The following is a 26,868-nucleotide window of genomic DNA, read 5'->3' on the forward strand; positions in this document are numbered from 1 at the left end:
ACCGCATACAGCCAAACCTGATCCACGCGATGAACCGCCCCATCTCAGTCGACACCGACGCGCGCATCAGCCTGAGCGGAAGTGCGTTCAGCACGCTCTTTCCCGCCAGTTTCGAAGCGCGCGAGGCGTTGGACGCCCCCACCGCGCTGACGCTTCACGCCCACGGCGGATTGCCGCCGCCCGCGCCCTCGGGCATGACCGGCAATCATGCGACGCTCTCGCTCGCATGGGGCGCGTCGCCGCGCCTTATCGACGCCGTGTGCACGCGCGCCGCGCAGTTGCCCTCGACGGTGGACGCGAGCCACTTCACGCTGGAGCTGCGTTCGTGGCTCTGGCTCCTCACGCTCTCGCGCAATAACCGCATATTTCAGGGCAAAAACGCGCAGGAAATCATCCAGGCCGTTTTGGCGGGTCATGGCTTGACGGACTACTCGTTCTCGGTCACGGGCACGCCCGCCACGCGCGAATGGTGCGTGCAGTACGCGGAGTCGGATTTCGCGTTCGTGAGCCGTCTGTGCGAAGAGGAAGGCTGGTTTTACTTCTTCCGTCACGATACCGGCAGCCATACGCTCGTCATTGCCGACAGCAACGACGCCTTCACGCCGCTGCCCGGCGACGCGACGCTGCACTACACGGGCGGCACGAGCGGCGCGCGCGAATCGACGCAGATCGTTCACTGCGAGATCGTCGAAGAAACGGCCTCCGGCCTCTTCTCGCATACCGATTACGCGTGGGAAACGCCGAGCGCTCAGCTCTACTCGCAGGCGCAAGCGGCATCGAACGGACACAGCGTGTACGAGTACCCGGGGCGTTACACCACCAGCAGCGACGGCTCCACGCTCTCCAAGCATCGCGTGGATGCACTGCGCGCGCCCACGCGGCTGCTCATCGGCGAAAGTGATTGCCGCGCGCTCGCGCCCGGCTGCCGTTTCACGCTGGCAGACCACGATTCCAGCGACGCCAACATCGAATGGGTCGTGCGCAGCGTGATTCACGAGGCCGATCACAGTCGCTATCGCAACCGCTTCGAAGCGTTTCCCTTCGCGACGACCTGGCGACCCGCGCGCACGACGCCGCGCCCCTTCATGCCCACGCAGACCGCGACGGTGGTCGGCAAGAGCGGCGAGGAGTTGTGGACCGATCAGTATGGCCGCGTGAAGGTGCAGTTTCACTGGGACCGCGACGGCCAGAACGACGAACAGAGTTCGTGCTGGATTCGCGTGGCGCAGCCCTGGGCGAGCAAGCGCTTTGGCATGCAGTTCATGCCGCGCGTGGGCGACGAAGTCGTGGTGAGCTTTATCGACGGCGATCCCGACCGGCCGCTTATCACGGGCAGCGTGTATAACGGCGCGAACCTCCCGCCCTATACGCTGCCCGACAACCAGACGCAATCCGGCATCAAGACGAACACCTCGAAAGGCGGCAATGGCTTCAACGAACTACGCTTCGAAGACAAGCAGGACAGCGAGGAAGTTTTCCTGCAGGCGCAAAAGGACCTGAACGCCAAGGTGATCAACGACGCCACGTGGACCATCGACCACAACGAAACCAGCACGATCAAGAACGATCGCACGCATACGATCAAGGAAGGCAACGATACCCTCTCGGTCGAACAAGGCAACCGCAGCACGACGGTGAAGACCGGCGACGAAACGGTCGACATCAAAGGCGCGCGCACCGTGAAAGCCGGCGGGAACGAAACGCGCACGGTGGGCGGCAATCTCGATCAGACCGTGACGGGCAACATGACGCTCACCGTAGACGGCAACCTCACCATCAAGGTAAGCGGCACGCTCACGCTGCAAAGCACGGGCAACCTCACGGCGAAGAGCGACGCGTCGCTCACGAATCAGGCTGCCGTGTCGCTCACGAATCAGGCCGGCACGTCGTTGACCAACAAGTCGGACGGTACGCTTTCGAACGAGGCGCAGAGCGTGACGAACAAGGGCGCCGTGCAGCAGACGGTGGACGGCGGCGGCATGCTGGTGGTCAAGGGCGGCATTGTGAAGATCAATTGAGGCGAACATGGAGACGATCCAGCCGGTCACGATAGAACGCGACGACACGCGCATTGAAGGCGCGACGCTGGGCGGCGCGCTGCACGGCCCGGTTCGCATCGAATCCGAAGGACGTCCGGTGGCAATGATTCGTTATGCCAATGGTGTGCTCAGCGGTCCGGCGACCTATTTCTATCCTGAGGGCAACCCCTCGGCACAGGTGCAATATGCGGGCGGCAAGCTCGACGGCAAGGCACTTTTCTATTTCCCCGACGGCAAGATCCAGCGCGAAGCGCACTATGCGCATGGCGTGCTGCACGGCATCTCGCGCACGTGGCTGGCCGATGGCACGCTGCTCGAAGAAGCGCATTACCGCAACGGAAAATTGCACGGAATCCTGCAGCGCTTCCATCCGAATGGTTGTCTTGCGTTGCGCCAACCGTTCAGCGCGGGCAAGCCGCTCGAAGCCGCGCAGCGCTATACCGACGACCGACGACCGATCGCGGCAAACGGCAAGCCGCTGCCGCACTGGAAGCAATGGTGGCAATCGCTCGCCAATCCGTCTTCGGCTTGATTTCAGCCTGCGATTTCCGTACGACCGCGACGTATAAGGAGCCACACGATGACCAGTCCGCAAGTCTGCGCCGGCGCTACGCTGCAATGTTCCTTTGGCGGTGCGCCGGGCACGCTCAACGTGATGCCCGTTAATCGTGTGCTCGTGAGCGGCGTGCCCGCCGCAACGATTGCCGACTCGATTCCCATCGCCAATGTCACGCCGTTCGCCCTGTGCCAAAGCCCGGCGAACCCCACGGTAATCGCTGCGACAGCCGCGGCGCTGGGCGTGTTCACGCCCATGCCCTGTGTTCCGGCCACGCCGTCGCCCTGGATTCCCGGTGGCGCACCCACCGTCACGCTAGGCGCGATGCCGGCGCTGGATGCTCAGGCTACGCTCGTGTGCATGTGGGGCGGCGTGATCAAGGTGGTTCAGCCTGGGCAGGTCTCTACGCTAATTCCATAGGGCACGCCCGCGATCGTTTCGATTCGGTCTGAATGTCAGCCCGGCGTTGCGTGCGCCGAGCCAAGGCCGAGCATGTATAGCGCGAAGTCGCGCATGATGTTCTGCACCGCGTTGGTCAGAACACCCGTGAAACTGGCACTGAAGACTTTCTGGGATTTTTTTCCGAGTATCTCGACTTTGCTTGAGTGTGAAAACACGACATTCGGCACGGGACCGCCGCTAATAATGAAATCGTAATACGCGCTCGGCTTGTTCTTCACGGTGTATGTCGTTCCGGCCTTCTTCCCTTTGCTTGTGTCGAGATGAACAGGTGTTGGCCGCTCGGCGGTTACGTGGCAGGAATTCGCCACGCCCCCGCTCGCAATGGGTACCGTGATGTGATACTTCTCGTTCTGGAGTTCGAACGGCAAGTAAATGAGCGTACCGCCATCGTCTGTCGCGTCCTCGTAGGTGGCCGCCACAGGAAGAATTCCGCCTGCGTTTATCGCATTGTCCCAGTCCGTCTTGATGTTCGAGAAAACGAGAGGCATGGCTAGTCTCCTGGTAATTGGCCGTGAGATCCTTCTGACTAAATACTAGCCTGTCGGCCCTCAATTCGCCTCTTTGTTTGATGTGCGATAGACGTTTAATTACATGAAATCGCAGCCGACCATAAAGCGCGAGTGCCAATTCTTCTTAAAGCGCTTCACTGGAAAATTGTTCCCGCAACAAGTAGCAATCCGCGATTCTGTTTACCTATACTCGTTTGACTCTGCAAGGCAGCCCCATTTTCCGAACACCAACAAGAACGGAGCGTGAAATGCGAGGAGCGATGCTTAAGACGGGTTGGGTACTGCTGACGCTCTTTTTGTCGAGTGCCAGCAATGTCGTGCAGGCCGGTTCGACCTGTAGCGGGTTGAGCTGCTTTTTCCGCGGCCAGTTGGTCGAGCAGAGAACGAGCCTGCGCCTGAGCGCGGCTGACTTCACGAAACTGCTGGGAACGAACGCAACGGGTCAGCAATTGCTGCAGGTTGCAGGCACGCCGCGCTGCGACATCGAAATCAAGTACTTCCGCTACCTCACGATAGGCGGCGCGGGCGAACCCACGATGTCGAGCGCCGCGCTGATGATTCCAGGCGGCGGCGCCTCGTGCACCGGTCCGCGCCCACTCATGCTGTATGCGCACGGAACGACGACCTACCGCAACTACAACATCGCCGACATAACGCAAACGGACCCGGCCAACGGCGACGGCGCAGGTGAAGGCATTGCCGTGGCGGCGATCTACGCCGCGCAAGGCTATGTCGTGGTGGCGAGCAACTATGCCGGCTACGCCGGCTCGCCATTGCCGTACCACCCGTATCTGAACGGCGACCAGCAATCGGCCGATGTAATCGATTCGTTGCGCGCGGCCCGCTTTGCAATGGCGCTTCCCGGCCCGGCAAACAAGACACGTGAGAACGGCAAGCTGTTCGTGACCGGCTATTCGCAGGGCGGCTACGTGGCGCTCGCCACGCATCGCGCGCTACAGGCCGCCGGCATCAATGTGACGGCTTCTGCGCCGGGCTCCGGTCCGTATGCGCTGGGCGCCATGGCGGACGCGCTGGTTCAGGGCGAGGTCGACCTCGGCTCGACGATCTTTACAGTGCTCGTAACCACGAGCTACCAGCATGCGTATGGCAATATCTATCGCAAGCCAGGCGACTTTTTCGAAGCGGCCTACGCCCCCGGTATAGAGGATCTGCTGCCGAGCGTCACCTCATTGGACACGCTGTTCGCCGAAGGCAAATTGCCTGCAACGCAGCTCTTCAGCAGCACGCCGCCTGCGGCACAGTTCGCTTCGTTGACGCCGCCGCTTGCACCGCCTCTCGCGCCGGCTCAATTGACGCCGCTATTCGCGTTGGGATTCGGCACGGCGAATCTCGTGCGCAATAGCTATCGTCTGAGCATGCTCGAAGATCAGATCGTCAATCCGGACGGCGCGTACCCCTCGCCGACCGCTGCGATGGCTCCGGCTGCCAGTCCGGCGCAGCCGCTGCGGCAGGCGTTCAAGCGCAACGATCTGCGTAACTGGGTGCCGCGCTCGCCCGTGCTGCTATGCGGCGGCCACCTCGACCCGACCGTGTTCTTTTTCAACGCGGCAATCGAGCAGGCCTACTGGAAAAACGCCAACGTCGCGCCTGGCCTGACGAGCGTGCTGGATGTCGACTCCGCACCCGGTGCGAACGACCCGTTCGCCGCAGTGAAGGCCGGCTTTGCGCAGGCCGAAGCGGCAGTCGCCGCACAGGCGGTCCAGGCCGGCGCAAAGGACGGCGGAATGTCCGCCGTCCTCCAGGCCTACCACGCCGACATCGTCGCGCCGTTCTGCATGGTCGCGGCGCGCGGCTTCTTCGGCAACTTCTGATTGGCGGGCCGGTATCGGGTTGCCGCGATAGATCACGAAACATTAACGCGCGCGTAGCGAACCTACGCATTAAGCGGAAAGCCGGGAGGATTGCAAATCAGGCTTTTGCATTCCTCTCGGTGTTTCACTGCCCCAAAAATTCGCTTGACCCGACTACCGTAGTCACCTTCACCATCGGCACTCTGTTCAACGAACATTGTGTCGAAACACATGGAAACGACCCGGCATCTCACCGACGACGCCTTCCTCGAAGCCTTTCTCTCTTGCCAGTTGCCGCCCGCGGCGTTCAATCATCGCAATCATCTGCGCGTAACGTGGATTTACTTGCAGCGTCACCCGCTTGAAGAAGCCATTGAGCGGACCTGCGCCGGCATTGCGCACTACGCCGCCCATCTCGGCGCACAAGATCGATACCACCGTACAATGACCGAAGCGCTGATCCGGCTCATGGCGCATGCGGGCGCTGCGAATCCGTCGCGTTCGTTCGAGGCATTTCTCGCCCATGCACCGGTATTTACCTGCGATTGCCGCACGCTCGTCGCCGAACACTACTCGCCCGAATTGCTGGCCCGCTCCGAAGCGCGCTGTGGCTTTCTCGAACCCGACAGACTGCCCTTGCCGTCATGACACGCATTACTCTCGGAAGACTGGCACGCGAGGCAGGACTCTCGCGCTCTTCGCTCCTGCACTACGAAGCGCTTGGCCTGCTGATGCCGAGCGCACGCAGCACCGCAGGCTACCGGCTCTATGACGAGACACAACACGAGCGCCTGCGCGCGATTTGCGCCTACCGGGCCGCGGGGCTGCCCTTGGCCGCGATACGCGACCTGCTCGCACGCGAGGGCAATGCCGCCGCACACATCCTCGAAGCGCATTTGATGCGATTGACCGCCGAGATCGCGCGCCTGAAGGAACGTCAGAAAGCTATTGCAACGTTGCTCGCGCAACCATCTTTTAGACGGCGTGGCAAGCAGCGCGGGAAAGACGCTTGGGTTGCGATGCTGCGCGGCGCGGGCTTCGACGAGGCGGAGATGGACAACTGGCATGCCGGGTTCGAGGCAGAAAACCCCGACTCGCACGCGGCATTTCTGGTTTCGCTCGGACTGACACGCGAAGAGGTAAAGGCAATCCGCCGGCGCGCGAAACTCGCGGGCAACCCTGCCGCAGGCCATTCGGGCTCGTGAAAGTCGTTGACCGTCAAAGCCGGGAATGTGCGCCACCGCACGTTCTCGCGCGACTCCAGCGCACGCCGTTGCGCGTGCGAGCCTACTCTGCAGCAACCGGCTTCCCCTTCCACTCTTCGCCAGCCAGGAGGCGTTCATCCCATGCACGACACTAGCGGTTTGGTTCGCGCGTTTATCGAAGAAGTCCTCAACCGTGGGCAGCTCGACGCCGCGGACCGGTTCTTCTGGGAAGACATGGTCGAGCAGGTGCCGTTTCCCGGCCAGGGTCCCGGTATCGAGGGCCTCAAGGATGTCGTGCGTGGCATGAGAGCCGCGTTCCCGGACATGCATTGGCGCGTCGAGGAACAACTCACAGAAGGGGATCGCGTGCTAACGCGCTTCGAGTGGACGGGCACGCACCAGGGCGCATTTCTCGGCGTGGACGCTACGGGGCGCGCCGTCAAGGTATGGGGCATGGTCATCGACCGCTTTCAGGACGGCCGGATCAAGGAAACCCGCCTCATCATGGACACGCTCGGGTTGATGATCCAGCTAGGCGCGGTTCGGCCACCGGGCCAATGAAACCGCGCATGCCGGGTTGGCCCCGCGTCCCACCGCAGGTACCCAACCGGCAAGCGGGCTTTCGTCGATCGCTACATGGACCGCATGCACGCCTCGTGCAGCACGTTGAGCCTGCGCACCGGGTCCGCCACGTAAGGATTGCTCTCGTCCCACGCATAACCGGCAAGCACCGAGCTAATCATCCGACGGATCAAGGGCGTCTGGCGCGGGTAGTAAATGATGTCCTGCAGCTCGCCCGTGTACCAGCGCTCGACGAACGCGCGGAACGTGTCGATACCCTTGCGCAGCGGCACGTCGTATTCGGTCTGCCAGTCCACCGCCGCGCCGCCGAGCGCGCGCTCGACCACCTTCACGGCCAGGTGCGCCGAACGCAGCGCAATCGTCACGCCGGAAGAAAACACCGGGTCGAGAAACTCGCCAGCGTTGCCGAGCAGCGCGTAGCCTGGGCCATGCAATCGTTCGACGTTAGCCGAATAACCGCCGATCTGGTTCACGGGCATGAGAAACGGCGCGTCGCCGATCAGGCGGTTCAGGGTCGGTTCCTCGCGAATGAGCGCGCGCAGCCGCGCCTCGCGTTCCGCCTGGGACACGTCGAGGAAGGCAGCGTGCGCGACACAGCCAACCGACGAGCGGCCGCCCGCGAGCGGGATCATCCAGAACCACACGTCGCGGTGTTCGGGGTGAGTCGCGATGCAGATCTTGTTGCGATCGAAGGCGTCGAGCGGCAGGCCGTCGCGCACATGGCTGAAGATCGCGGCACGCGTGGGCAGGCCGGTCGGCGCTTCGAGGTTCAGCAGGCGCGGCAGTACGCGGCCAAAGCCGCTCGCGTCGAGCACGAAGCGAGCGTGCACTTCATAGCGCACCTCGTTTTCGTCGACGACTTCCAGCATCGGCGCGTCGCCCGTGCGCATCGCAACCACGGTGTGGCCGAAGCGCACTTCGGCGCCCTGCTGTGCGGCACAGTTGATCAGCAGCTCGTCGAATTTCGCACGCTCCACCTGGTAGGTCGTGCCCCAGCCCGCCGAATGCTTGTCGCGAAAGTCGTACGCCGTCGCGTGATCGCGCCATACGAAATGCGCGCCGTTCTTGTACTGAAAGCCCGCTTCCACGACCGCCTGCAACATGCCGGCCTCTTCGAGGTACGCCATGCTTTGCGGCAGGAGGCTCTCGCCAATCGAAAAGCGCGGGAAATGCTGGCGCTCGAGCACGAGCACCGAACGCCCGGCCTTGCGCAACAAGGCGGCCGCCACGGCGCCCGAGGGGCCCGCGCCGATGATCGCCACGTCGACGGCTTCGCGTCGCGCGGATGGGGTCATAACTGCTTCTCCAGTGCTCTTTTCCATAGTCCTGTCCCTTCACTGCGTCCTGACGCGACCTGTTACGTTCTGTCACGTCCTGTTACGTCTGTATGCCCAATGCAAGCGCACTGCGCTGCGCGAAACCGTGATTTTGACACCCCTCGCGCTGCCCTTGCATTTACAATCCCCATTCTCGTCCACGACCGCATTCGCAACGGATAAAAAAATATGTCGGTTTCCGAAACAAATGACGTGCCGTTCGTGCCGGAAACGGCCTTCGGCATCTGGTTTCTGCGCACGCATACGTGGGAGCACCACGTGCTGCGCGTGGCGATCAACGACCTCAAGCGTCTCGTGGACGTGCCCTTGCCCGCCGCGCCTGAAATCGTCGATGTCGGCTGCGGCCAGGGCAAATCGTTCCGCCTGCTGGCCGAGGCTTTCCGGGCTCGCCGCATCGTCGGGATCGACTATCACGAGGCGTCGCTCGAACTGGCTGCGCGCGCCGCGCGCACGTGCCAGGACACATTGAAAACGCACACCGCATTCGAGCTGCTGCACGGCGACTGCGCGAACCTGCCGCTACCCACGGCCAGCGCGGACATCGTCTTCTGCCACCAGACGTTCCATCATCTGGTCGAGCAGGAACGCGCGCTCGCGGAGTTCCACCGCGTGCTCAAGCCGGGCGGCGTGCTGCTGTTCGCCGAATCCACCGAGGCGTATATCCGCTCGTGGGTGATCCGGCTGCTGTTCCGCCACCCCATGCACGTGCAGAAAAGCGCCAACGGCTACCTCGAAATGATCCGCGCGGCGGGCTTCCGCTTTTCGGAGCGCAATGTTTCGCTGCCCTATCTGTGGTGGAGCCGTGCAGCGGATTTCGGTCTCTTCGAGCGCCTCGGCCTGCATCATCCCAAGCCTGGGAAGCGGCGCGAAACGCTCGTCAACGTAGCCGCCGTCAAGGCGGCGTGAGCCGGGTGGCCCGCCGCCGCCTGCCGCGGGTTACTTGCCGCCCTTGAGCGTCACCACGTCGCCAACGAGCGCCACGCCGGCGATCATCGCGCCCGCGCCACACGTAAATTCGGTGGCGCTCTCTCGAAGTTCGTTCTTGTAGTTGCTCTTGATGTTGATCACCGCGTTGCCGCCTTCCTTGCGCGCGCGTTCCTGCAACTCGGCCACGGCCGAAAGGAACACGTGCTGGCAGGCCGCTTCGTCGCTCTTGCCGAACGCGTTCGTCTTCTTGTTCGTGGAGTACTGGCCCAGCGTCTTCTTCACCGCCGGATGAGACTGGCCCGCAAAGTACAGCGCGATATCGTCGCTCACCTTGCCGGGCTCGCTCTTGAGCGCTGCATCCACCTGGTAGGTGTCGACCGTATTGCGTGCGTTCGCTTGCGACGTCGCAAAGGCCGCGCACAGCGCGGCGAGCATCCACAGTTTCTTCATCGTTCTTCTCCGTTGGTTCAATTGGCCCGCAGCACCACGAGGTCGCCCGTGACGGCAATCGCCGCCGCGCTCGGGCTCACGCCGCAGGTGTACTCGGTGGCCGATCCGGTTTCCGTGCCGTGAAAGCGCGTGGTCACGTTGATGACAGCGTTGGCGCCCTTGTTCTGGGCGTCCGCGCGCAGCTTGTCGAGCGCGCTGGCGAGCGCCTTGTTGCAGGTGGCCTCGGCGCCGTCGGTCGCACGGGCGACCCGCAGCGAATGCGAGGCGTCACCTACGTGGCGGACCACTTCCGGGTGCGGCTGCGCGCCGAAGTACACGTCGATCTTCGTGGCGGGGTTCGCGCCCGACGCGGCTTTGCCCGTTGAGAGCGCAGCGGCGGGCTGGATCGGCAGCGTGAGGCGTTGCGATCCGCAACCAGCCAGCGTCAGGCTGACGATGGCGGCCGCGCTCAGCGTGAGGTAAGTCTTTTTCATTGGAATCCTCATTATTTTCAGGGTTGCCCGAAACTTCAGACTGCATTCCAGGCGCGAAATACCAGGCTCGCGCAACTGCCGCCGAACCCGAATGAAACCGACATTGCCGTATCGATGCGCGCGTCGCGCGTTTCCCGCACGAGCGGCATGCCGGCGGCGGCGGCATCGAGCGCTTCGATGCCCACGGCGCCCGCAATCCAGCGATCGCGCATCATCAGCAAGGTGTAGATCGCTTCGTGCGCACCGCACGCGCCGAGCGGATGACCGCTGAGCGCCTTCGTCGAGGAGAACGCGGGCACCTCGCCGCCAAACACGGCGCGCAGCGCGAGCAGCTCCTCGATATCGCCCGTGGGCGTGGAAGGCGCGTGGGTGTTGATGTAGTCCGGGCGCGTGCCGGCTTCGGCCAGCGCCTCGCGCATGGCGCGCGCAATGCCCCCCGCCTGCGGCGCGACCATCTGCGCGCCGTCGGTGCCGTGGCCGTAGCCGGTCAGCTCCGCGTAGATGCGCGCGTTGCGTGCCTGCGCATGCGCGAGCGATTCGAGCACGAGGATGCCAGCCCCCGAGCCGATCACGAATCCGTCGCGCAGCGCGTCATAGGGCCGCGACGCGCGCTCTGGCGTGTCGTTGAAGCCGCGCGAGAGCGCACCCATTGCGTCGAACATCAACGTCATGTTGTCGTGCAAGCCCTCCGCGCCGCCCGCGAGCACGATGTCCTGTCGGCCCGTCTGGATCAGCTGCATGGCCTGGCCGATGGCGAGCGCGGAAGTCGTGCACGCCGATGAAGGCGAGTACGTCACGCCTTCCATGCCGAACACATGCGCCAGATTCGCCGATGTCGTGCTGCTCATCGCCTGCGGCACCGTATACGGTGGCACGCGGTCGACGCCGCGCGCGTTTGCGCTCTCCATGGCCGCGTCGTAAGCGGACATCGTGCCGACGCCCGAGCCCACCACCGCGCCGGCCCGAGGCGTGCGCAACGCGTGCGCGTCGATATGTGCGTCGGCGATGGCGCTGCGCGCGGCGTGGCAGGCAAAGCGCGCCGTGTCGCCCATGAAACGCTCGGCTTTGCGCTCGAACGGCGCTTCGCCTGCCACCGAAGCCACTGCCGCCACCTGGCTCGCGAAACCGCGTTCGCGCCACGCCTGAACGCGTGTGATGCCGCCGCGTCCGTCACGCAACCTCCCGGCGACGCTCTCGAGCGTGTTGCCAAGGCACGAGACGATGCCCATGCCCGTCACGACCACGCGCCGCAAGCCGCTCGCGGAAACTGTCTGCATGCTCAACGCGCGCGCCGGAAGATCAGCGACGTGTTCACGCCGCCAAACGCGAAGTTGTTGCTCATCACGTACTCGGCGTCCAGGGTGCGCGGTTCGCCCATGATGTAGTCGAGCGGTGCGCAGGCCGGATCGACCTCGGTCAGGTTGAGCGTGGGCGCATACCAGTTGCGTTTCATCATCTCAATCGTCCACCATGCCTCGATCGCGCCACACGCGCCGAGCGTATGGCCGATATAGCTCTTGAGCGAGCTGATCGGCATGCGCGCGCCGAAGGTTTCCGCCGTGGCCTGGCTCTCGGCCACATCGCCGCGATCCGTGGAGGTGCCGTGCGCATTCACATAGGCGATCGCTTCGGGGGCCAACTGGGCGTCGGCCAGCGCCTGGCGCATGGCGACCGCCATCGTCGCCGCCGTGGGCTGCGTGATATGCGCGCCGTCCGAATTGCAGCCGAAGCCCACCACTTCCGCATGAATGCGCGCGCCGCGCGCCATGGCATGCTCGTATTCCTCGAGCACGAGCGTAGCCGCGCCCTCGCCCACCACGAGGCCGTCACGCGCGGCGTCGAACGGACGCGGCGTGAGTTGCGGCGCGTCGTTGCGCGTGCTCGTGGCGTAGAGCATGTCGAACACGGCTACGCCCGGCCCCGAGAGTTCCTCGGCGCCGCCCGCGAGCATCAGCGTCTGCTTGCCGTTCGCGATCATCTCGTACGCGTAGCCAATGGCCTGGCTGCCCGAAGCGCACGCGCACGAGGTCGGCACAATGCGCCCCTTGAGGTCCCAGAAGAGGCTTACGTTCACAGCCGTGGTGTGCGGCATCATCTGCACGTAGCTGTTCGACGTCACGTCGCTCATCGAGCCCGTTTCGAGCATCTTGCCAAACGCGCGCACCGGCTCCACCGAACCGGCCGATGAACCGTAGGCCACGCCCATGCGGCCGTCCTTGATCGACGGGTCGTCGAGCAGGCCCGCGTCTGCCAGCGCGTGTTCACTCGCGCGCACCGCGTAGAGCGAGACCGGCCCCATCGAGCGCGTCTTCTTGCGCGGATAATAGTCAGGTGTATTGAACGCCGGCAGCGGGCACGCAAGGCGCGTATGCAGCGACTCGATATAGTCCCAGTCGTGCACGCGCTTGACGGCGTTGACGCCGCCTTTGAGTGCGGCTTCGACCTGATCCCACTGCTCGCCGAGCGCGGTCACGCCGCCCATGCCGGTAATGACAACGCGTTTCATCAGACCATCCCGCCGTTCACGCCAATGACCTGGCGCGTGACATAAGACGCCGCGTCGGACATCAGGAAGCCGACCACGGCCGCGACTTCGGCCGGTTGTCCCACGCGGTTCATCGGCACCGCCTTGAGTGCGTGATCGAGCGGTACGTCGTCGAGCATGCCGGTATCGACGAGCCCGGGCGCCACGCTATTGACCGTGATGTTGCGCGTGGCCAGTTCCACCGCGAGCGCCTTCGTCGCGCCGATCAGTCCGGCCTTGGCCGCGCTGTAGTTCACCTGGCCGCGATTGCCCGTGACCCCCGACACCGAGGCCACCGTCACAATGCGGCCGCCCTTGCGCGCCCGCACCATCGGCATGACGAGCGGGTGTACGACGTTGTAGAACGCGTCGAGGCCGGTTTCGATCACGATGTCCCAGTCTTCGTCGGTCAACGCGGGGAACGCGGCGTCGCGCGTGACGCCCGCACAGCAGACGATGCCGTAGTACGCGCCGTGCGCCGCGACGTCCTCTTCGAGCGCCGCGCGGCACGCGGCCCGGTCGCGCACGTCGAATTGCAGCACGCTGGCGGTGCCGCCCTGCGCGACGATGCCGGCCGTGACGGCATCGGCTTCGTTGCGGCCCGTACGGCAATGCACGGTGACGGCAAAGCCGTCCGCGGCGAGATGATAGGCGATCGCGCGACCAATGCCGCGGCTCGCGCCGGTAACGAGAACACGCCGGCTCATGATCTGGAATTCTCCTCGATGAATGTCTGAAAATCGCGCGGCTGGTACACCTTCACGGTGGCTTCCGCTAATAGTTCGTTATCCTGCTTGATCGTGCAGCCGTACGCGCCGTGGCCCTCTTCGCTGCGCAGCAGTTCGCTGACCGTGACACTGAGCGGCGCACCGCTCGCGAATGCCGTCTGCGCCGCCTCATAGCGCCGCGTTCCGAGCAGCACGCCCGGGCGCGCGGTCTTGCCTTCGCGCATCGACAGCAGGCCTACGTGGGCCGCAATGGACTGCGCCATCAGTTCGATGCCGATCCACGCGGGCATCGCGCCCTGCGCGTCGGCGTACCACGCGTCGGTGCGCACGCTCGCAAGCGCCGTGAGCGACTCGTCGCTGCATGCCGCGACCGAGTCGAGCAGCAGCATCGTGCCGCGGTGCGGGATGATGGTTTCGATCGGCGGGAACGCGTCCATCGTTGATGAAAGAGCAGGATTCATGGTCTCGATCACCGTCCGAGTATGAGTGAGGCGTTGCTGCCGCCAAACGCGAATGAATTGCTCATCGCGTATTGGCGCGCGCCGCTGCGTGGCAAGTGGCGCACGTTCTGAATGAGGTCGAGCGCGGGCAGCGCCGGGTCGGCTGCTCCGTCCCACACGTGGCGCGGTAGCGCAACGTCGTCGCGGGCGAGCGTGAGCCACGCGAGACCCAGTTCGGTTGCGCCTGCCGCGCCGAGCGTATGCCCCGTGAGCGGCTTCGTGCCGCTCGCGGCCACGCCGTCGGGAAACACGCGCGCCATGAGATGCGCTTCCATCTGATCGTTCTTGATCGTGGCCGTTGCGTGCAGGTTGACGTAGCCGATCTGGGCCGCGCTTATGCCCGCGTCGGCGAGCGCCGCGCGCAATGCGAGTTCGCCGCCCGCGCCTTGCGGATCGGGTGCCGAGATATGGTGGGCGTCGCTCGACTCGCCCGCGCCCGCGAGCACTACCGGCCCTTCCTCGCGGCTCATGAGGAACACCGCCGCGCCCTCGCCGATGTTGATGCCGCGGCGCTGCGCGCTCATCGGATTGGTCCGCACGGGGCTCGTCGATTCGAGCGAGGCGAAACCTTGCAGCGTGAGTTCGCAGAGCGAATCGACGCCGCCTACGACGACCGCATCACACAGTTGCGCGCGCAACAGGCGGCGCGCGGTGACGAAGGCCTTGGCGCTCGACGTGCATGCCGTGGAGATCGTGTAGGCCGGCCCGCGCAGATCGAGCGCCGCAGCGGCGAACGGCGCGGTGGTCCCGATTTCCATCTGGCGGTAATCGAAGGTCGAAGCCGCTGCCGGCTGCGTGAACGATATTTCCGCCGCGCTGATGCCCGACGTGCTCGTGCCGAGCACGACACCGATACGCCCCGCGCCAAAACGTTCGCGCGCCGCCTCGATGGCCGGACGGATTTGCGCCAGCGCGGCGAGCAAAAGCCGGTTGTTGCGGCAGTCGTAGTGCGCAAGCGATGCGGGCGGTGCAACGTCGAGCGGCGCCTTCACGCTGCCCGCAAAGGCGGTGCCGGTGCGTGTCGTAATCGGCCCCATGCCGGGCGCCTCGCCGCGCGCGAGTGCGCCGACGATCGACGCCACATCGTCGCCGAGTGCGTTGACCATGCCGAGCGCGTGCAAATAGACAGGGAGCGCCATCAGGCCTTTCTCCGTGGTGTAGTGTGCGTGCCCGAGGGCATGCCGATAGGCGCGAGCATCACGGACACCATGATGCCGAGCGACAGCGTGGCGCCAAAGCTCTTGAGCGCGGGCATGGAACTCATGGCGAGCATGCCGAACGAGAGCAGCGTGGTCGCGGCCGAAAGCAGCACACCGGTCCACACCGCGCCGCGATCGGTGGAAGCGCGCATCGCGCCTTCGCGCAGAAAGACGGCGTAGTTCGCGCCCACGCCGAGCACGAGCATCAGCGCCAGCATGTTGAAGAGATTGATGCGAATGTGTGCGTAGCCGAACGCCGCGAGCGTCACGCCGATGGCGAGCCACACCGGCAGCGTGACCGCGATGGCGCCACGCCAGCCGTAGCGGAACATCAGCAGCGCGAGCACGAGCGTCAGCGCACCCGCGAGCCAGATCGCACCGTCCTGCCGGTACACGCCAAAAAGGCGCGACACGCTCGCCGCCTTGTCGACGAAGCTCACGCCGGGCGACGCGTACGCAACGTCGAGAAGCGCGGGCTCGTTCGCAGCCGACACGCCCTGCGGAATCACGATCGCCGCGAATGCGCCGGGCGTGCTCACCGAGCGGCCGAGCCACAGATGGCGGAACGGCTGCGACCACGGTTCGGCGAGCCAGGCGTCCACGTGCAACACGGAAGCGCCCGAGTGCGCCCACGCATCGAGCCACGTTTGCGCCACCTCGTCACGAAAGCCCGCTGCGCCGAGCAGCGCGCGCAAGGCGGCGGGATCGGCGAACACGTGCGCGCCGAGCAGCGTGCGATCGGCCCGCTGCCGCGCTTCGGACGGCACGAACGACGTCACCGATTGCCAGCCGCTCAGCGCGGACGTGCCCGTCAGCGCGCCGAGCCGCTTGCACAGCGTCTCGGTGCGCTGAAGTACGGCCTCAGGCGACGCGCCGCGCACGACGAAGAACTGGGCGCTGTTGTCGGCTCCTACTGCGCTCGACACCACACGCTCTTGCGCGACCAGCGCCGGGTCCCGCTGGATCAGCAAATGAATGTCGTCGTCGCTGCGCAGTTGCAGCCAGCCCGGCACGGCGGCAATCACGAGCACGAGCGCGACGCCCCACGCACGCCGGCCGCCGATCAGCGCCTGCCATTTCGCAAGCGACGCCGCGGCGACCGCGAAGAGCGTCTGGGGACTGCGGCGCGCGGGCTCGGTCATGAGACTCGGCAGCAGCCAGATGACGGAGGCGAACGCGGTAAAGATGCCGACGATGGCAAAGCATGCAATCTGCCTGAGCGCCGGAAACGGCGCGAACGTGAGAATGGCGTAGCCAAGCAGGCTCGTGCTGAGCGCCACCGTGAGCGCGGGCAGCACTTCGCGCGCGCCGCGCCGGGAATCCCAGCCGTGCCGCGCGCCCAGGTAGACGACGAAGTACTGAATGGAGTAATCGACCGCTTCGCCGATCAGGCTCGCCCCGAACACGAGCGTGAGCAGATGCAGCTTGCCGAAGACGAGCATCGTGGCGGCCAGCGCGCACACGATGCCGAGCGCGGTGGAAACGAAACCGAGCAGGATGAGCCGCGGCGAGCGGAAGATCCACAGCATGAGCAGCGCGATGCCGACCGCCGAAACGACGCCGATTACGTGTACGTCGCGCTCCGAGGCGCGCCGCGCCGATTCGGCATAGAACACGGCGCCCGTGCGCGCGACCGAGACATCGGGCCACGCAGCCTTGAGCGCCGCTTCGCCGTGAGCGACGGCAAGCAGCACGCCGCGCTGAACCTCGGATTCGTAGGCGGAACCCGGCAGCGTGCCGATCACGAGCACGCTCGTGGTGTTAGCGCGGTGCGCCACGAGAAAGCCGTCCTCGAGGGTGAGATTCGATGCCGCCAGCGGCAGCCCCGCGAGCCAATGCTGAAGCCAGCCGAAGGGATCGTCGGCGAGTGGCGTGGCGAGACCCGCGTTCGGCAGGCCATAGAGGCGTTCAGCGAGCGCGCCGCGCAGCGTTTCGGCGCTCCCGCCAGCCATCGCACGGTCTTCCGCCGTGAGCAGCCCGAAGCGGTAAGGCAGGTAAAAACGCGTGATGCGGCCGAGATCGAACGGCGGGACTTGCGCCGTCACCGAAGCAAACGCATGACTCGCGCTCAGTACCGCGCCCAGTTGCCCCGCCGCCGCTTTCGCGTGTGCCGCGTTCTGGCTCGACACGAGCAGCACGGCGCGATTGCCGAGCGCGCCCGCAAGCTGGTCCACGGCCTCTTCGGCAACAGGGTCGGCCTCGGTCGCGGGCAAGAGCGCCAGCAGGTTCGTCTGCAAGGGCGTCGGACCCGTAAAGCGCCAGGCGCAATACAACGTCGCCGCGAGCGCGAGCAGCACCCACGCGGCACGCAGCGTCCACTGCCGCCACCAGGGCGTTCCGGTGCGAAGCTCGGAAGCACTCACTGCGGCGTTCCGAAAAGCTTTTCATCGGCGGGCGCGAGCCCGGACACCTGCGCGCTGCCGCTGAATTCGTACTGCGTGACGTCGCCGTTGGCGAAGGTGATGCGCAAACTGCTCAGAAAGTCGCCACCTTCCATCTCGATGCCGCGCAGCGCCTGCGCGATCTGCGGCTGGCGCGGCACGAGGCGCATCTGCCATTGGGAAGGCGTACCGCGCGCCTCCACGCCGAATTGCGAGTACAGCCCGCTCAGGTCGCCGCCAAGCATGGCCCGCATCATCTTCGCGATCTCCGCCGCGCCGCGCGCACCTTGCGCGCCGCCGTTCGCGGTGCGCTGACCGGCAGCATCGATCACGGTGACGCCGCCCTCGCGCATGATCCACGTTTTCTTGTATGGCGTTTCGACCTGCCAGATCACGCCGCGCTCACGATAGAACAGCAGCGAGCCCGTGCTCACGAGCGGCGCTTTCATCGCGGCAAGGGTCTGCGTTTGCGTGAAGTGCGAACGCACGCCGTTTGCGCGTGCGAGACGGGATGTGATCTGCGAGACGAGTGCCGCGTCGCTCGTGCTCGTGCTCGCGTTCGAGGGGGCTGTCACGGCCTGCGCCGCAGTGCCCATCGACTGAACCACAATCAGTGCGGCGGCGGCCGCGCATCGTTTCAACGCGCCCATGCACGCTCCAGCTTGTCGAGCATGATGGGCGGCGAAACGAACTGCAGCTCCTGGGTGGCGGCATTCACGGCGACCTGGATCGTGTAGCCCTTCGTGAGCCGCGTGCGCGAGTCGCGATCGTAAATTTCGTAGCCGATTTTCAGGCGGTTTTCGTATTCGAGCAGATGTGCGCACACCTCGAGCTGCTGCCCATACACCGCGGGCCGCACATATTTCAAATGCGCCTCGACAACGGGCCACACGTAGCCCGACGCCTGCATCTCGCGATAGTCGTAGTCGAACTTGCGCAGGAGCGCCGCGCGGCCGAATTCGAAATACTTCAGGTAGTGGCCGTGCCAGCAGACGTTCATCGCGTCCACGTCATGGAACGGCACTTCCACGTTTGCGCTCGCGCTCAACGCCGGCGCAGGCTTTCGTGATTCGCTCATGGCCGGCCCTCCGTTGTTTGCGCGAGGAAGCCGCCGGCCGCGATCCGTTCGGTCATGGCGCGCAGTTCGTGTTCGAGTGCGCGGTCTTCATCGACGAACGGCGACGTCGCGGCGACTTCGTCCATGAACGCGGCAAGCGGTTCGGGAATCACCGTCGCGGCATTGGCGCGCAACCGCAGGCGCGCGGCCTGCACGGTGGCGAGCGCATGCGCGGCCGCGACCTGCTCGGTGAGTTGCAGCACGCGCAAACAGTCGCGTGCGGCGATCGTGCCCATGCTCACCTTGTCCTGGTTGTGCGCCTCTGTCGAACGCGAGAACACGCTCGCAGGCATCGTGTGCTTGAGCGCCTCTGCCGTCCACGCCGACGACGAAATCTGCACGGCCTTGAAACCGTGATTGATCGGCGCGCGCGCGCTCGTCGCGCCCGTGAGGTTGCGCGGCAGGCCGTTGTTGAACTTGTCGTCGACGATCAAGGCGAGCTGCCGGTCCATCAGGTCGGCAAGATTCGCCACCGCCGTCTTGAGACCGTCCATCGCGAACGCGATATGGCCGCCGTAGAAGTTGCCGCCGTGCAGCACGCGCTCGCCGTCGGGATCGATCAACGGGTTGTCGTTGGCGCTGTTCAGTTCGTTTTCGATGTCACGGCGCATCCACGTGAGCGCGTCGTTCGCCACGCCGATCACGTGCGGCGCGCAGCGGATCGAATAGCGGTCCTGCAGCCGGTGGCCGGGCGTATCGGGACGGCCCGCCAGATCGGCGCGGATCCACGCCGCCGCCTCGCCCTGCCCGGCATGCGGCTTGGCTTCGAAGATGAACGCGTCGAAATGCGCGGCGCGCCCGTCCAGCGCCACCGTCGCGAGCGCGGTGAGGCGCGCGCTCAAGCGCACGAGCTGCGCCGCGCGCGTGAACGCGAGACAGGCGAGGCCCGTCATGACCGCCGTGCCGTTCATCAACGCGAGGCCTTCCTTGGGCGCGAGCGTGAGCGGTTCGCGGCCGAGCGCGAGCCACGCGTCGCGCGCCTCGCATGGCGCGCCGCGAAACTGCACATCGCGCTCGCCGACCAGCGCCGCGGCGACGTACGAAAGCGGCGTGAGGTCGCCGCTTGCGCCCACCGACCCTTCGGCGGGAATGCGCGGCAGTACGCGATGATTGATGAGATCGGCGAGACGTTCGAGCAGCACCGGGCGCACGCCCGAGAGCCCGAAAGCCAGCGAGTTCAGGCGCGCGGCGATCACGGCGAGCGCCGAGGCATCGTCCAGATACTCGCCCATGCCGCAGCCGTGATAGCGCGTGAGCTGCAACGGCAGCGCCTCGACGAGCGCCATCGGCACGTCGACGACGCAGGCGTCGCCGTAGCCCGTATTGACGCCGTACACGGTCGCACCGGCTTCGAGATGCCGACGCAGAAACTCCGCGCCGCGCGCGATGCGCTCGCGCCAGGCGGGGTCGTCGTTCAGGCGCACAGCGGCGCCGCCACGCGCTACCGCCACGACGTCCTCGATCGTCAGATGGCGGCCGCCGAATACCACGGCATCCGGCTTCACTTCGGCATCCTTCAGGTCAGTCTCGGCCATTCGCTCCCCCACTGGGGCGCGCCCAGAAATCGTAGAAGTTGAACCATTGGTAAGGCGCCTTGCGGCAATAGTGTTCGAGGCGCGCGGCAAAGCGCTGCGCCCATGCCGCAATATGCTCGGCGCGGCCACGGCGCGGCAGATCGATGCGTTCCGCAAACGGCTCGAAGTAGAGGCGGTAGCCCGCGCGCTCTTTCAGGCAGAACAGTAGATAGACCGGGCAAGCGAGCGCGTGCGCCAGCACATAGGGCCCCTGGGCAAACGCGGCGGTCTCGCCGAGGAACTGCGCCTCGGTGGTACGGCCGGTTTCGCGCGCAGGCGTGCGGTCGCCGACGATGACGAGCAACTCGCCGCGCTCGATGCGCTCTTGCATCATCAGCGCGGTTTGCGGGCCGAAGTCGCTCACGGGCACGAGATGCTGCGCGAAGTCGTGATGCGCAGAAGCCAGCACGCTGTTGAAGCGTTTCGCGTGCTCCGTGTAGACGATGGCCGTCACCTTCGTTTGCGCGCCTCGCACGGCCAGCGCCCGCGCCATTTCGAGGTTGCCGTGGTGCGAGCCGATTACGAGCGCGCCGCGGCCGCTTGCCAGCAGCGCGTCGAGCGCGCGCGGGTCGTCGATCTCCACATCGGTCTGATCGACGCGGCCCGTCCACGCGGCCAGTTTGTCGAAGCCCGACTGCGCGAACGAAAGCATATGGCGGTAAGCGGTGAGCCAGCCGGGGCGCGGCGTCTCGCGTTCCGGCGAGCACTGGCGCAGCCGGTCGAAATAGCGCCGCGAGGCTTCACGCGCGGGCCGGCCCGTGAGCAGAAAGTAAGCGACGATGGGGTGCAGCCAGAGGGTAGTGAAACGCCGCCCGAACACACCGCAGCTCCAGGCGAGCAAGGCCATGCCGAGCCGGCTGCCGCGTTCGGCCCTGCGCCACCATGCTTCGTTGCCCTCGCCCGCTTGCGCGCGCTTCGGCAAAACCTTGTGCGCGAGCAGGAGCGGCAGGCGCGCGAGCATGCCCGCGACCAGCCGCGTATGGCTGCGGCTGATGCGCACGTTGTCCCACAGCACGTCGAAATGCGACACGCCATCGGCCGCGTAGGTGACGGCGGTCGGAATGGAGACGAACGCCACGCGCCGCCAGTGCAAACGCACGAGGATCTCGATGTCAAAGTCCATGCGCTCGGGCAGCTTCACGCTGTCGATCAGCGCGCAAGCGAGGTCGAGCGGATAGAGGCGAAAGCCGCACATCGAATCGCGGATCGTGAACGAGAGCGTCTCGATCCAGACCCACACGTGGGTCAGATAGCGCCCGTAGAGGCGCGATTTCGGCACGCTCTCGTCGTACACCGGCTGGCCGATCACGACCGCGCGCGGGTTCGCCTGCGCGGCGGCGAGAAAGCGCGGCACGTCCGCGGCGTCGTGCTGGCCGTCGGCGTCGATCTGCAGCGCGTGCGTATAGCCCGCGTCGCGCGCGGCGCGCAGCCCCGCCATCACCGCCGCGCCCTTGCCGCCGTTCACGGGCAGGCGCCGCAGCGTGAGCTTGCCGGCGTAGCGGCGCGCGAGGTCCGCCAGCACCTGCTGGGTGGCTTCGTCGCTGCCGTCGTCCACGACGATGAGCGGCAGGCCGTGAACGATCAGGTTCGCCACGGTGCCGCCAATCGCGTCCTTGTGGTTGTAGATCGGAATGACGATACAGGCCGCGAGGCTCATGCGGGCTCCCGGTACACGAAGGCGCCGGACGCGCAGTCGCGCTCGCCAACGCGCCACGCGAACGCCACGCGGCGGCGCACCGCATCGTGCCTGAGCACGAGCTTGAGCAGCGCGCCCGGCGGCACCGGCATGGTGAATTTCAGTTGATCGACCGAGGCGAGCGCGCGCACGCCGGGCACCCACTCGCGCGCGAAGCGCATCGCCCAGTCGACCTGCACGACGCCCGGGAGAATCGGCAAGCCTGGAAAGTGGCCCGCGAAATGGACAAGCGTGTGCGGCACGCGCAACTCGAATACGCGCGCTTCTGCGTCGTCCCACTGAGCGAGCAATTCGAATCCTTCAACGCTTGCCGCGAACGCGTGAGCGACCGCTCGCGCCTGAATCTTGCCGCGCGAGTCGACGGGCAGCGCGCGCTGAATGCGCCAGTGGCGCGGCAGCACGACCGTGTCGAACCACGCTGCGAGATGGCGGCGCAACGCTTTGAGCAGCAGCACGCGGCCGTCGCGGCGCAGCGTTTCGCGGCCCTCTGTGGAGAGCACAACGAGCGCGCCGATGCGCTCGCGCGAGCCGCCTTCGAGCAGCACGGTTCTCACTTCGGCAACGCCGGGATGCAGCAGCAGTTTGCTCTCCATCTCGCTGAGCGACACACGCTTGCCGGCGAGCTTGACCACGCGGTCCAGACGCCCTTGCAGCACGAAGCGGCCGTGCTCGTCGAACGCGGCTTTGTCGTCGGTGCGATGCCAGTCATCGTGACCCAGGTGCGGCGAGCGTACTTCGAGCGCGCCGCCCTCTTCCACAGCACCCGCGCGCACGGCGATGCCCGGCATGGGCGTCCACGCTTGCATTTCATTTTGCCTGCGCCAGGCGACGCCGCCCGTTTCCGTGCTGCCGTAGATCTCCAGCGGCGCAGCGCCAAACGTGGCGGAGTATTGCTTCGCGGTGTCGAGCGGCAGCGGGCCGCCCGACGAGAAGAACGCGCGCGGCTGCGGACTGAGCGCGGCAAACCCCGGCAGATCGGGCCAGCGCGAGAGTTGCGCAGGCGTCGAGACGACGACCGTCGCGCCGCACTGCGCCGAACACTCAGTAATGCGCGCCTGTAGTTGCGCGGGATCGGCGCAGGTCGCGCGGGCAAACGGCCTTCCTGCCGCAAGCGGCCAGAACACGCGGAACAGCAAGCCGTAGATGTGGTGATGCGGTACGCTCGCGAGCACCGCCGCTTTGCCCAGAAGCGCGCCCCAGGCGGCTTCCAGCGTATGCACCTCCGCGTCGAACTGCGCCAGTGTCTTGTGGACGGGCTTCGGCGTGCCGCTGCTGCCGGAGGTGAAGAGCGTGAGCAAGGCGTTCGCGTCGATCGACACGTCGGCTTTCGCAGGTTGAACCGCAGGGATCTCGGCACACCAAGCGGCGAGCTCGTTTTCGTCGAGCACCGCATCGTACGCATCGCTCAGTTCAGCGAGATAGCCCGCCGTCGCGTTTGCGGGAATCACCGGCACCTTGCCAGCCGCAAGCAGTCCGAACAAAGCGCAGGCGAACTCATACGGGTCGTCGCTCCATAGCACAACGCGCTGGCCCGGCCGCGCGCGCATGCGTGCGGCGATGCCAAGCGCATGTGCGCGGAACGTCGCGAAGTCCGTCACGTTTGCGCCATCGATGCAAACCGCGCCGCGCGGCTCGCGGTAACGCGCCACGAGAAGCTCGTGCAATGCGATCACGCCGCCTCCCGTCGCGCAGCGCGCGGGAGCATGATCCATTTGCGCCACGCAAACTCGCCAGCAAGCAGCGCGCCGATGATCCCATAGGCAATCGCGCCGTTGTAGAGCGACCAGGCACGGGCTGGCAAGGCGAGCGCCGTCCAAGCGGAAAACACGCTGTTCACTGCGAAGAAACCACACCAGATCTGCGTGACGCGGCGCGTATAACGCACGATGTGTGCGGGCGGATCGGCATAAGTCAGACGTGCGAATTTCTCGATCATCGACGGCCCTTTGACGAGGGTCGCGCCGAATGCGACGAGCAGACCGAGATTCACGAGCGAGGGATACAGGCGCATGAGGCGTTCGCTATTGGTGAAGACGATGGTCACCGAGGCGGCATTGAGCATGACGGCCACGGCCCAGTCCACCGGCGTGAGCTTGCGCAGGGTCGCGGCGAGCGCGCCCGTGCCGGCCACGCGCTGCATCCACAGCAGCACGAGCAGCAACAAGCCCACGAAGCGCGGCGAATCCCAGCGCCACGCGCAAAGAATCACGACCGGGTAGGCGAGACTGGCAATCAGCCGCCACTTGCCGCGTGCCCGGCCGCGTGCGCCGTCGTCTGCCGTGCCGCTTTCACCTGCACCGGCAGGCTCAGCCGAGCCGTGCCCGCGAAGCACCGTCACGTATGGCCTCAAGCCTGGGTCACGAGCAGCGACTCGACCGCGGCGATCACGTCGCCCACCGTGCGCACCTGCTTGAACTCTTCCGGTTTGATGCGGCGGCCCGTCATTTCCTGCAGTTTGATCGCCAGATCGACCGCGTCGATGCTGTCCAGATCCAGTTCCTCGAACAGATGCGCCTCCGGCGTGACGCGTGCCGGATCGATATCGAAGTTCTCGTGAAAGATCTCGCGGATACGGTCGAGAATTTCAGCTTCGCTCATGATTCAATCCCCTTTCCCTGCAGTGGCTTCCAGCGCCTCGTTTTCGTTTGCGTGGCCCGCGACGAGCGCCGCAAGCGTGTTGATCGACCGAAAGTAGCCGCGCACGTTTTCGTCGTCGGCGTTGATGGTCAGTTGATAGTGCTGGCGCAGCACGATGCCGATCTCCAGCGCGTCGATCGAGTCGAGTCCCACGCCGTCGGTGTCGAACAGCGGCGCGTCGTCGTCGATATCGGCGGGCGTGAGATGCTCGAGATCGAGCGCCTCGATCAGGAGCCGCTTAATTTCCAGTTTTAAAGTATCCATAGTCAAACAGGTGCTGTGTGATTTGCGCCTCGATAGTGCGCGTGACGTTGCGCGCGGCGAGTGCGGAGGGCATGTCGCGCGGCGCGAGCGGCTGGACGCCGATGGGCGCCAGCACGTTCACGGTCATGCGGAAAGGTCGCTGCGGAACGTGGTACCAGTGCATCTGCTTGGTGAAGGCGGGCGGATCGCAGTGCATGAGCACGGGCAGCACCGGCGCGCCGGCCTCCAGCGCCGTATGCGCGAAGCCGCGCGAGAACGCATGCAGCCGATTTGGCGCCGGGCTGCGCGAGCCTTCGGGAAAAATGATCATGCTGTAGCCGTTCGCGAGCTGGCGCGCGCAGTCCTGCACGAAGCCTGCGGGATCGGCGTTGCTCACGTATTCGGCCGCACGCACGATGCCCCAGAAGCACGGGTTGCGCCAGTGCGCGTTCTTCACGACGCAACAGGCGGAAGGCGTGAGCGCGAGGAGCACCACCACGTCGAGATAGGTGGGATGGTTCGCCACGACGATGGCGGGCGCGCCCGAACGCAGCGCGTTCGCGCCGGCCACGTCGAGCGTCATGACGCCCGCGCGCTGCAAAGCGGCCACGAGCGCGCGGAAAAACCAGTGGATGACGGTGGTGATCGCGCGCTGCCGCGAAGCACGATGCGGCCAGACCCACGCGAGCGGAAACACGATCACCGAGAAGAGCAGCCCGCATGCGCCGAACAACGCGAAGGCGAAGCCGGTGGCGAAGAGCCGCCAGCCGTAATCAAGCCGAGCCGACATGCCAGCTCCATTGCCAGGTGCCGCCACTGCCCTGCCACGCGGCGCGCCCACCCTCGCTCAGACAGTGATGCAACGCTTCGCTTTGCGTGGCGAATTCGCGTGCCTGTGCCTGTGCGGCCGTGTCCGGCTTGTTTTCTGTGATGGAGCATGCGAGCCGGCCTTGCGGCGCTGCGCTCGCGTCGAGCAGCAATGCGAACGCGCCGCGCTGCACTTCCTGTTCGATTGCGCCGTAGCGCGCGTCGGCGGGTTCGTCGGCGTAGACGACCAGCACCGGGCTGCCAGGGTCTTCCGAATAAAGCGCATGGCCTTCGAGCAGCGCGTAGCCCAGCGTTTGCGCGCCTGCGGAGAGCGCCGTAGCCGGCGAGCGGTCGCCCCGCACGATGCCGAACAGCCCCGTCATCGCGTTGAGCACGGAAAGGCTGAACGCGTTAGGCGAAACGGGCTGCTTTGCCTCGATGTCGCGCAGAATGTCCGTCGTGCGGCGCAACTCGCCGTGCCGCGATGCGAAGACCACGCGTGCCCGGGTTTGCGCATCGACGCAGTCGCCCGCCACCTTCAGCGCCATCCGCGAAAGCGCGCTCAGGCGGCGGCGCATCATCGGATCGACGAACGCAACCTCAGGCAAACTTTCCGCTGCGGAAGACCAGAAGGACCAACGCGCTACGGGCATGGTCCACGATAAATCGGGCATAACGGGTTGACGGTGTCCACGGCCGCGGCGTGCGGGCTCTCAACCCCGAACGGCGTATGTTTATTTTTCCTCGGCCCGCAAATGCTCTGGGCGGAGTTCTCGTGCGTACTTTAACGGCTTGGTTCCCGAATTATTTAGGGTGGTTCGTGAAATATTTTGAAATGACTTGTTGAGCATCAAGAAATTCCTTGAAATCAAATGCTTAAGCATGGGGCTAATGCGCGCATCTGCCTAAGCAGAACCGATTTCACAGGGAGGAATCCAGGCCGATGGTTTCGCGCCCGCCACTCGGTCGAAATAGGCATCTCCCCTTGCAGGCCGTAGAATGCGGGCACCGAGGGCCAGTTTCGGTCATTGACTGCCATCCCTCAGCTTTCAGTCATCCGAGCACTTATTCTTCCAGTCGCCCCACCATGCTTTCCCTTTCCACCATCGGA

Annotated in this window: 28 protein-coding genes; 8 read left to right on the plus strand and 20 right to left on the minus strand. The window is 65.5% G+C overall.

Annotated features, from left to right (window positions below; genetic code table 11):
• Positions 1 to 29: 29 nt before the first annotated feature.
• The 3 genes from U5A52_RS39310 to U5A52_RS39320 are packed head-to-tail and all read left to right on the plus strand — an operon-like array spanning position 30 to position 3,015.
• Entirely contained in the window at positions 30 to 2,018 is a 1,989-nt protein-coding gene (locus U5A52_RS39310) for a type VI secretion system Vgr family protein (RefSeq protein ID WP_321939573.1), read from the plus strand.
• A 7-nt stretch (positions 2,019 to 2,025) separates the two neighbouring features.
• Positions 2,026 to 2,571 carry a toxin-antitoxin system YwqK family antitoxin gene (locus U5A52_RS39315; RefSeq protein WP_321939578.1) on the plus strand — a complete coding sequence of 182 codons (546 nt, stop codon included), beginning with the start codon at positions 2,026 to 2,028 and terminating at the stop codon, positions 2,569 to 2,571.
• Between the two features lie 48 nt (positions 2,572 to 2,619).
• On the plus strand, positions 2,620 to 3,015 hold the full coding sequence (locus U5A52_RS39320) for a DUF4280 domain-containing protein (protein ID WP_321915754.1): 396 nt from the start codon (positions 2,620 to 2,622) through the stop codon (positions 3,013 to 3,015).
• Between the two features lie 35 nt (positions 3,016 to 3,050).
• Here U5A52_RS39320 and U5A52_RS39325 read toward each other — a convergent pair whose 3' ends face one another.
• Positions 3,051 to 3,545: a hypothetical protein gene (locus U5A52_RS39325; protein ID WP_321915753.1), complete on the minus strand. Its 495-nt coding sequence runs from the start codon at positions 3,543 to 3,545 to the stop codon at positions 3,051 to 3,053.
• Positions 3,546 to 3,826: 281 nt separating this feature from the next.
• Here U5A52_RS39325 and U5A52_RS39330 point away from each other — a divergent pair, with 281 nt between their 5' ends.
• The 4 genes from U5A52_RS39330 to U5A52_RS39345 all read left to right on the plus strand — a co-directional run bounded on the left by U5A52_RS39330 (position 3,827) and on the right by U5A52_RS39345 (position 7,143).
• The gene (locus U5A52_RS39330; protein WP_321915752.1) at positions 3,827 to 5,398 is read left to right on the plus strand and encodes an alpha/beta hydrolase; all 1,572 of its coding nucleotides are present in this window, start codon (positions 3,827 to 3,829) and stop codon (positions 5,396 to 5,398) included.
• Positions 5,399 to 5,608: 210 nt separating this feature from the next.
• Positions 5,609 to 6,025, plus strand: a complete 417-nt coding sequence (locus U5A52_RS39335; RefSeq protein ID WP_321939581.1) for a hypothetical protein — start codon at positions 5,609 to 5,611, stop codon at positions 6,023 to 6,025.
• On the plus strand, positions 6,022 to 6,582 hold the full coding sequence (locus tag U5A52_RS39340) for a MerR family transcriptional regulator (RefSeq protein WP_321939583.1): 561 nt from the start codon (positions 6,022 to 6,024) through the stop codon (positions 6,580 to 6,582). The genes U5A52_RS39335 and U5A52_RS39340 overlap by 4 nt, the downstream gene beginning before the upstream one ends.
• A gap of 141 nt (positions 6,583 to 6,723) precedes the next feature.
• Entirely contained in the window at positions 6,724 to 7,143 is a 420-nt protein-coding gene (locus tag U5A52_RS39345) for an ester cyclase (RefSeq protein WP_321939586.1), read from the plus strand.
• 71 nt (positions 7,144 to 7,214) lie between these two features.
• On the opposite strand, the gene U5A52_RS39350 is transcribed toward U5A52_RS39345, so the two are convergent.
• Positions 7,215 to 8,459 (minus strand): NAD(P)/FAD-dependent oxidoreductase, encoded by a 1,245-nt coding sequence (locus tag U5A52_RS39350; RefSeq protein WP_321915748.1) that lies wholly within the window; start codon positions 8,457 to 8,459, stop codon positions 7,215 to 7,217.
• A gap of 210 nt (positions 8,460 to 8,669) precedes the next feature.
• Between U5A52_RS39350 and U5A52_RS39355 the strand changes: the two genes are divergently transcribed.
• Positions 8,670 to 9,407: a class I SAM-dependent methyltransferase gene (locus U5A52_RS39355; protein WP_321939587.1), complete on the plus strand. Its 738-nt coding sequence runs from the start codon at positions 8,670 to 8,672 to the stop codon at positions 9,405 to 9,407.
• Between the two features lie 30 nt (positions 9,408 to 9,437).
• Here U5A52_RS39355 and U5A52_RS39360 read toward each other — a convergent pair whose 3' ends face one another.
• Genes U5A52_RS39360 through U5A52_RS39445 form a run of 18 tightly spaced genes read right to left on the minus strand, consistent with a single transcriptional unit; the run spans position 9,438 to position 26,431 of the window.
• Positions 9,438 to 9,878, minus strand: coding sequence for an excinuclease ABC subunit A (locus U5A52_RS39360; protein ID WP_321915746.1), 441 nt, complete (start codon positions 9,876 to 9,878; stop codon positions 9,438 to 9,440).
• Positions 9,879 to 9,895: 17 nt separating this feature from the next.
• Entirely contained in the window at positions 9,896 to 10,351 is a 456-nt protein-coding gene (locus tag U5A52_RS39365) for a signal peptidase (protein WP_321915745.1), read from the minus strand.
• Positions 10,352 to 10,386: 35 nt separating this feature from the next.
• Positions 10,387 to 11,628 carry a beta-ketoacyl synthase N-terminal-like domain-containing protein gene (locus tag U5A52_RS39370; RefSeq protein WP_321939591.1) on the minus strand — a complete coding sequence of 414 codons (1,242 nt, stop codon included), beginning with the start codon at positions 11,626 to 11,628 and terminating at the stop codon, positions 10,387 to 10,389.
• A gap of 2 nt (positions 11,629 to 11,630) precedes the next feature.
• Positions 11,631 to 12,857, minus strand: a complete 1,227-nt coding sequence (locus U5A52_RS39375) for a beta-ketoacyl-ACP synthase (protein ID WP_321939592.1) — start codon at positions 12,855 to 12,857, stop codon at positions 11,631 to 11,633.
• A complete protein-coding gene (locus U5A52_RS39380) occupies positions 12,857 to 13,582 on the minus strand; it encodes a 3-ketoacyl-ACP reductase FabG2 (RefSeq protein ID WP_321939594.1) in 726 nt (241 codons plus the stop codon). The genes U5A52_RS39375 and U5A52_RS39380 overlap by 1 nt, the downstream gene beginning before the upstream one ends.
• A complete protein-coding gene (locus tag U5A52_RS39385; protein WP_321915741.1) occupies positions 13,579 to 14,064 on the minus strand; it encodes a hotdog family protein in 486 nt (161 codons plus the stop codon). Before U5A52_RS39385 ends, U5A52_RS39380 begins: the two co-directional genes overlap by 4 nt.
• An 8-nt stretch (positions 14,065 to 14,072) precedes the next feature.
• Complete coding sequence (locus U5A52_RS39390; RefSeq protein ID WP_321939610.1) at positions 14,073 to 15,245, minus strand: beta-ketoacyl-[acyl-carrier-protein] synthase family protein; 1,173 nt, start codon at positions 15,243 to 15,245, stop codon at positions 14,073 to 14,075.
• On the minus strand, positions 15,242 to 17,665 hold the full coding sequence (locus U5A52_RS39395; protein WP_321939596.1) for an MMPL family transporter: 2,424 nt from the start codon (positions 17,663 to 17,665) through the stop codon (positions 15,242 to 15,244). Before U5A52_RS39395 ends, U5A52_RS39390 begins: the two co-directional genes overlap by 4 nt.
• Positions 17,662 to 18,333 carry an outer membrane lipoprotein carrier protein LolA gene (locus U5A52_RS39400; RefSeq protein WP_321939597.1) on the minus strand — a complete coding sequence of 224 codons (672 nt, stop codon included), beginning with the start codon at positions 18,331 to 18,333 and terminating at the stop codon, positions 17,662 to 17,664. Before U5A52_RS39400 ends, U5A52_RS39395 begins: the two co-directional genes overlap by 4 nt.
• Positions 18,321 to 18,761 (minus strand): thioesterase family protein, encoded by a 441-nt coding sequence (locus U5A52_RS39405; protein ID WP_321915739.1) that lies wholly within the window; start codon positions 18,759 to 18,761, stop codon positions 18,321 to 18,323. Before U5A52_RS39405 ends, U5A52_RS39400 begins: the two co-directional genes overlap by 13 nt.
• Entirely contained in the window at positions 18,758 to 20,335 is a 1,578-nt protein-coding gene (locus U5A52_RS39410) for an aromatic amino acid ammonia-lyase (RefSeq protein ID WP_321939599.1), read from the minus strand. The genes U5A52_RS39405 and U5A52_RS39410 overlap by 4 nt, the downstream gene beginning before the upstream one ends.
• On the minus strand, positions 20,322 to 22,031 hold the full coding sequence (locus U5A52_RS39415) for a glycosyltransferase family 2 protein (RefSeq protein WP_321939601.1): 1,710 nt from the start codon (positions 22,029 to 22,031) through the stop codon (positions 20,322 to 20,324). The genes U5A52_RS39410 and U5A52_RS39415 overlap by 14 nt, the downstream gene beginning before the upstream one ends.
• Positions 22,028 to 23,743: an AMP-binding protein gene (locus tag U5A52_RS39420; protein WP_415774125.1), complete on the minus strand. Its 1,716-nt coding sequence runs from the start codon at positions 23,741 to 23,743 to the stop codon at positions 22,028 to 22,030. The genes U5A52_RS39415 and U5A52_RS39420 overlap by 4 nt, the downstream gene beginning before the upstream one ends.
• A complete protein-coding gene (locus U5A52_RS39425) occupies positions 23,740 to 24,402 on the minus strand; it encodes a hypothetical protein (RefSeq protein ID WP_321915833.1) in 663 nt (220 codons plus the stop codon). The genes U5A52_RS39420 and U5A52_RS39425 overlap by 4 nt, the downstream gene beginning before the upstream one ends.
• A 14-nt stretch (positions 24,403 to 24,416) precedes the next feature.
• Positions 24,417 to 24,668 carry an acyl carrier protein gene (locus tag U5A52_RS39430; protein WP_158759959.1) on the minus strand — a complete coding sequence of 84 codons (252 nt, stop codon included), beginning with the start codon at positions 24,666 to 24,668 and terminating at the stop codon, positions 24,417 to 24,419.
• 3 nt (positions 24,669 to 24,671) lie between these two features.
• Positions 24,672 to 24,971 carry a phosphopantetheine-binding protein gene (locus tag U5A52_RS39435; RefSeq protein WP_321939605.1) on the minus strand — a complete coding sequence of 100 codons (300 nt, stop codon included), beginning with the start codon at positions 24,969 to 24,971 and terminating at the stop codon, positions 24,672 to 24,674.
• The gene (locus tag U5A52_RS39440; protein ID WP_321939607.1) at positions 24,946 to 25,740 is read right to left on the minus strand and encodes a lysophospholipid acyltransferase family protein; all 795 of its coding nucleotides are present in this window, start codon (positions 25,738 to 25,740) and stop codon (positions 24,946 to 24,948) included. The genes U5A52_RS39435 and U5A52_RS39440 overlap by 26 nt, the downstream gene beginning before the upstream one ends.
• A complete protein-coding gene (locus U5A52_RS39445; protein WP_321939608.1) occupies positions 25,724 to 26,431 on the minus strand; it encodes a beta-ketoacyl synthase chain length factor in 708 nt (235 codons plus the stop codon). The genes U5A52_RS39440 and U5A52_RS39445 overlap by 17 nt, the downstream gene beginning before the upstream one ends.
• Between the last annotated feature and the right edge of the window lie 437 nt (positions 26,432 to 26,868).

The organism is Paraburkholderia sp. J8-2 (genome assembly GCF_905220195.1).
Taxonomy (GTDB): Bacteria; Pseudomonadota; Gammaproteobacteria; order Burkholderiales; family Burkholderiaceae; genus Paraburkholderia.

Bases quoted from the DNA above. Each gene is read 5' to 3' on its own strand.
- U5A52_RS39410 (WP_321939599.1), bottom strand. From the start codon at position 20,335: ATGGCCGAGACTGACCTGAAGGATGCCGAAGTGAAGCCGGATGCCGTG.
- U5A52_RS39435 (WP_321939605.1), bottom strand. From the start codon at position 24,971: ATGGATACTTTAAAACTGGAAATTAAGCGGCTCCTGATCGAGGCGCTC.
- U5A52_RS39440 (WP_321939607.1), bottom strand. From the start codon at position 25,740: ATGTCGGCTCGGCTTGATTACGGCTGGCGGCTCTTCGCCACCGGCTTC.
- U5A52_RS39330 (WP_321915752.1), top strand. From the start codon at position 3,827: ATGCTTAAGACGGGTTGGGTACTGCTGACGCTCTTTTTGTCGAGTGCC.
- U5A52_RS39415 (WP_321939601.1), bottom strand. From the start codon at position 22,031: ATGAGCCTCGCGGCCTGTATCGTCATTCCGATCTACAACCACAAGGAC.
- U5A52_RS39310 (WP_321939573.1), top strand. From the start codon at position 30: ATGAACCGCCCCATCTCAGTCGACACCGACGCGCGCATCAGCCTGAGC.
- U5A52_RS39385 (WP_321915741.1), bottom strand. From the start codon at position 14,064: ATGAATCCTGCTCTTTCATCAACGATGGACGCGTTCCCGCCGATCGAA.
- U5A52_RS39320 (WP_321915754.1), top strand. From the start codon at position 2,620: ATGACCAGTCCGCAAGTCTGCGCCGGCGCTACGCTGCAATGTTCCTTT.
- U5A52_RS39335 (WP_321939581.1), top strand. From the start codon at position 5,609: ATGGAAACGACCCGGCATCTCACCGACGACGCCTTCCTCGAAGCCTTT.
- U5A52_RS39360 (WP_321915746.1), bottom strand. From the start codon at position 9,878: ATGAAGAAACTGTGGATGCTCGCCGCGCTGTGCGCGGCCTTTGCGACG.
- U5A52_RS39340 (WP_321939583.1), top strand. From the start codon at position 6,022: ATGACACGCATTACTCTCGGAAGACTGGCACGCGAGGCAGGACTCTCG.
- U5A52_RS39325 (WP_321915753.1), bottom strand. From the start codon at position 3,545: ATGCCTCTCGTTTTCTCGAACATCAAGACGGACTGGGACAATGCGATA.
- U5A52_RS39345 (WP_321939586.1), top strand. From the start codon at position 6,724: ATGCACGACACTAGCGGTTTGGTTCGCGCGTTTATCGAAGAAGTCCTC.
- U5A52_RS39350 (WP_321915748.1), bottom strand. From the start codon at position 8,459: ATGACCCCATCCGCGCGACGCGAAGCCGTCGACGTGGCGATCATCGGC.
- U5A52_RS39365 (WP_321915745.1), bottom strand. From the start codon at position 10,351: ATGAAAAAGACTTACCTCACGCTGAGCGCGGCCGCCATCGTCAGCCTG.
- U5A52_RS39375 (WP_321939592.1), bottom strand. From the start codon at position 12,857: ATGAAACGCGTTGTCATTACCGGCATGGGCGGCGTGACCGCGCTCGGC.
- U5A52_RS39380 (WP_321939594.1), bottom strand. From the start codon at position 13,582: ATGAGCCGGCGTGTTCTCGTTACCGGCGCGAGCCGCGGCATTGGTCGC.
- U5A52_RS39430 (WP_158759959.1), bottom strand. From the start codon at position 24,668: ATGAGCGAAGCTGAAATTCTCGACCGTATCCGCGAGATCTTTCACGAG.
- U5A52_RS39370 (WP_321939591.1), bottom strand. From the start codon at position 11,628: ATGCAGACAGTTTCCGCGAGCGGCTTGCGGCGCGTGGTCGTGACGGGC.
- U5A52_RS39405 (WP_321915739.1), bottom strand. From the start codon at position 18,761: ATGAGCGAATCACGAAAGCCTGCGCCGGCGTTGAGCGCGAGCGCAAAC.
- U5A52_RS39355 (WP_321939587.1), top strand. From the start codon at position 8,670: ATGTCGGTTTCCGAAACAAATGACGTGCCGTTCGTGCCGGAAACGGCC.
- U5A52_RS39445 (WP_321939608.1), bottom strand. From the start codon at position 26,431: ATGCCCGATTTATCGTGGACCATGCCCGTAGCGCGTTGGTCCTTCTGG.
- U5A52_RS39400 (WP_321939597.1), bottom strand. From the start codon at position 18,333: ATGGGCGCGTTGAAACGATGCGCGGCCGCCGCCGCACTGATTGTGGTT.
- U5A52_RS39315 (WP_321939578.1), top strand. From the start codon at position 2,026: ATGGAGACGATCCAGCCGGTCACGATAGAACGCGACGACACGCGCATT.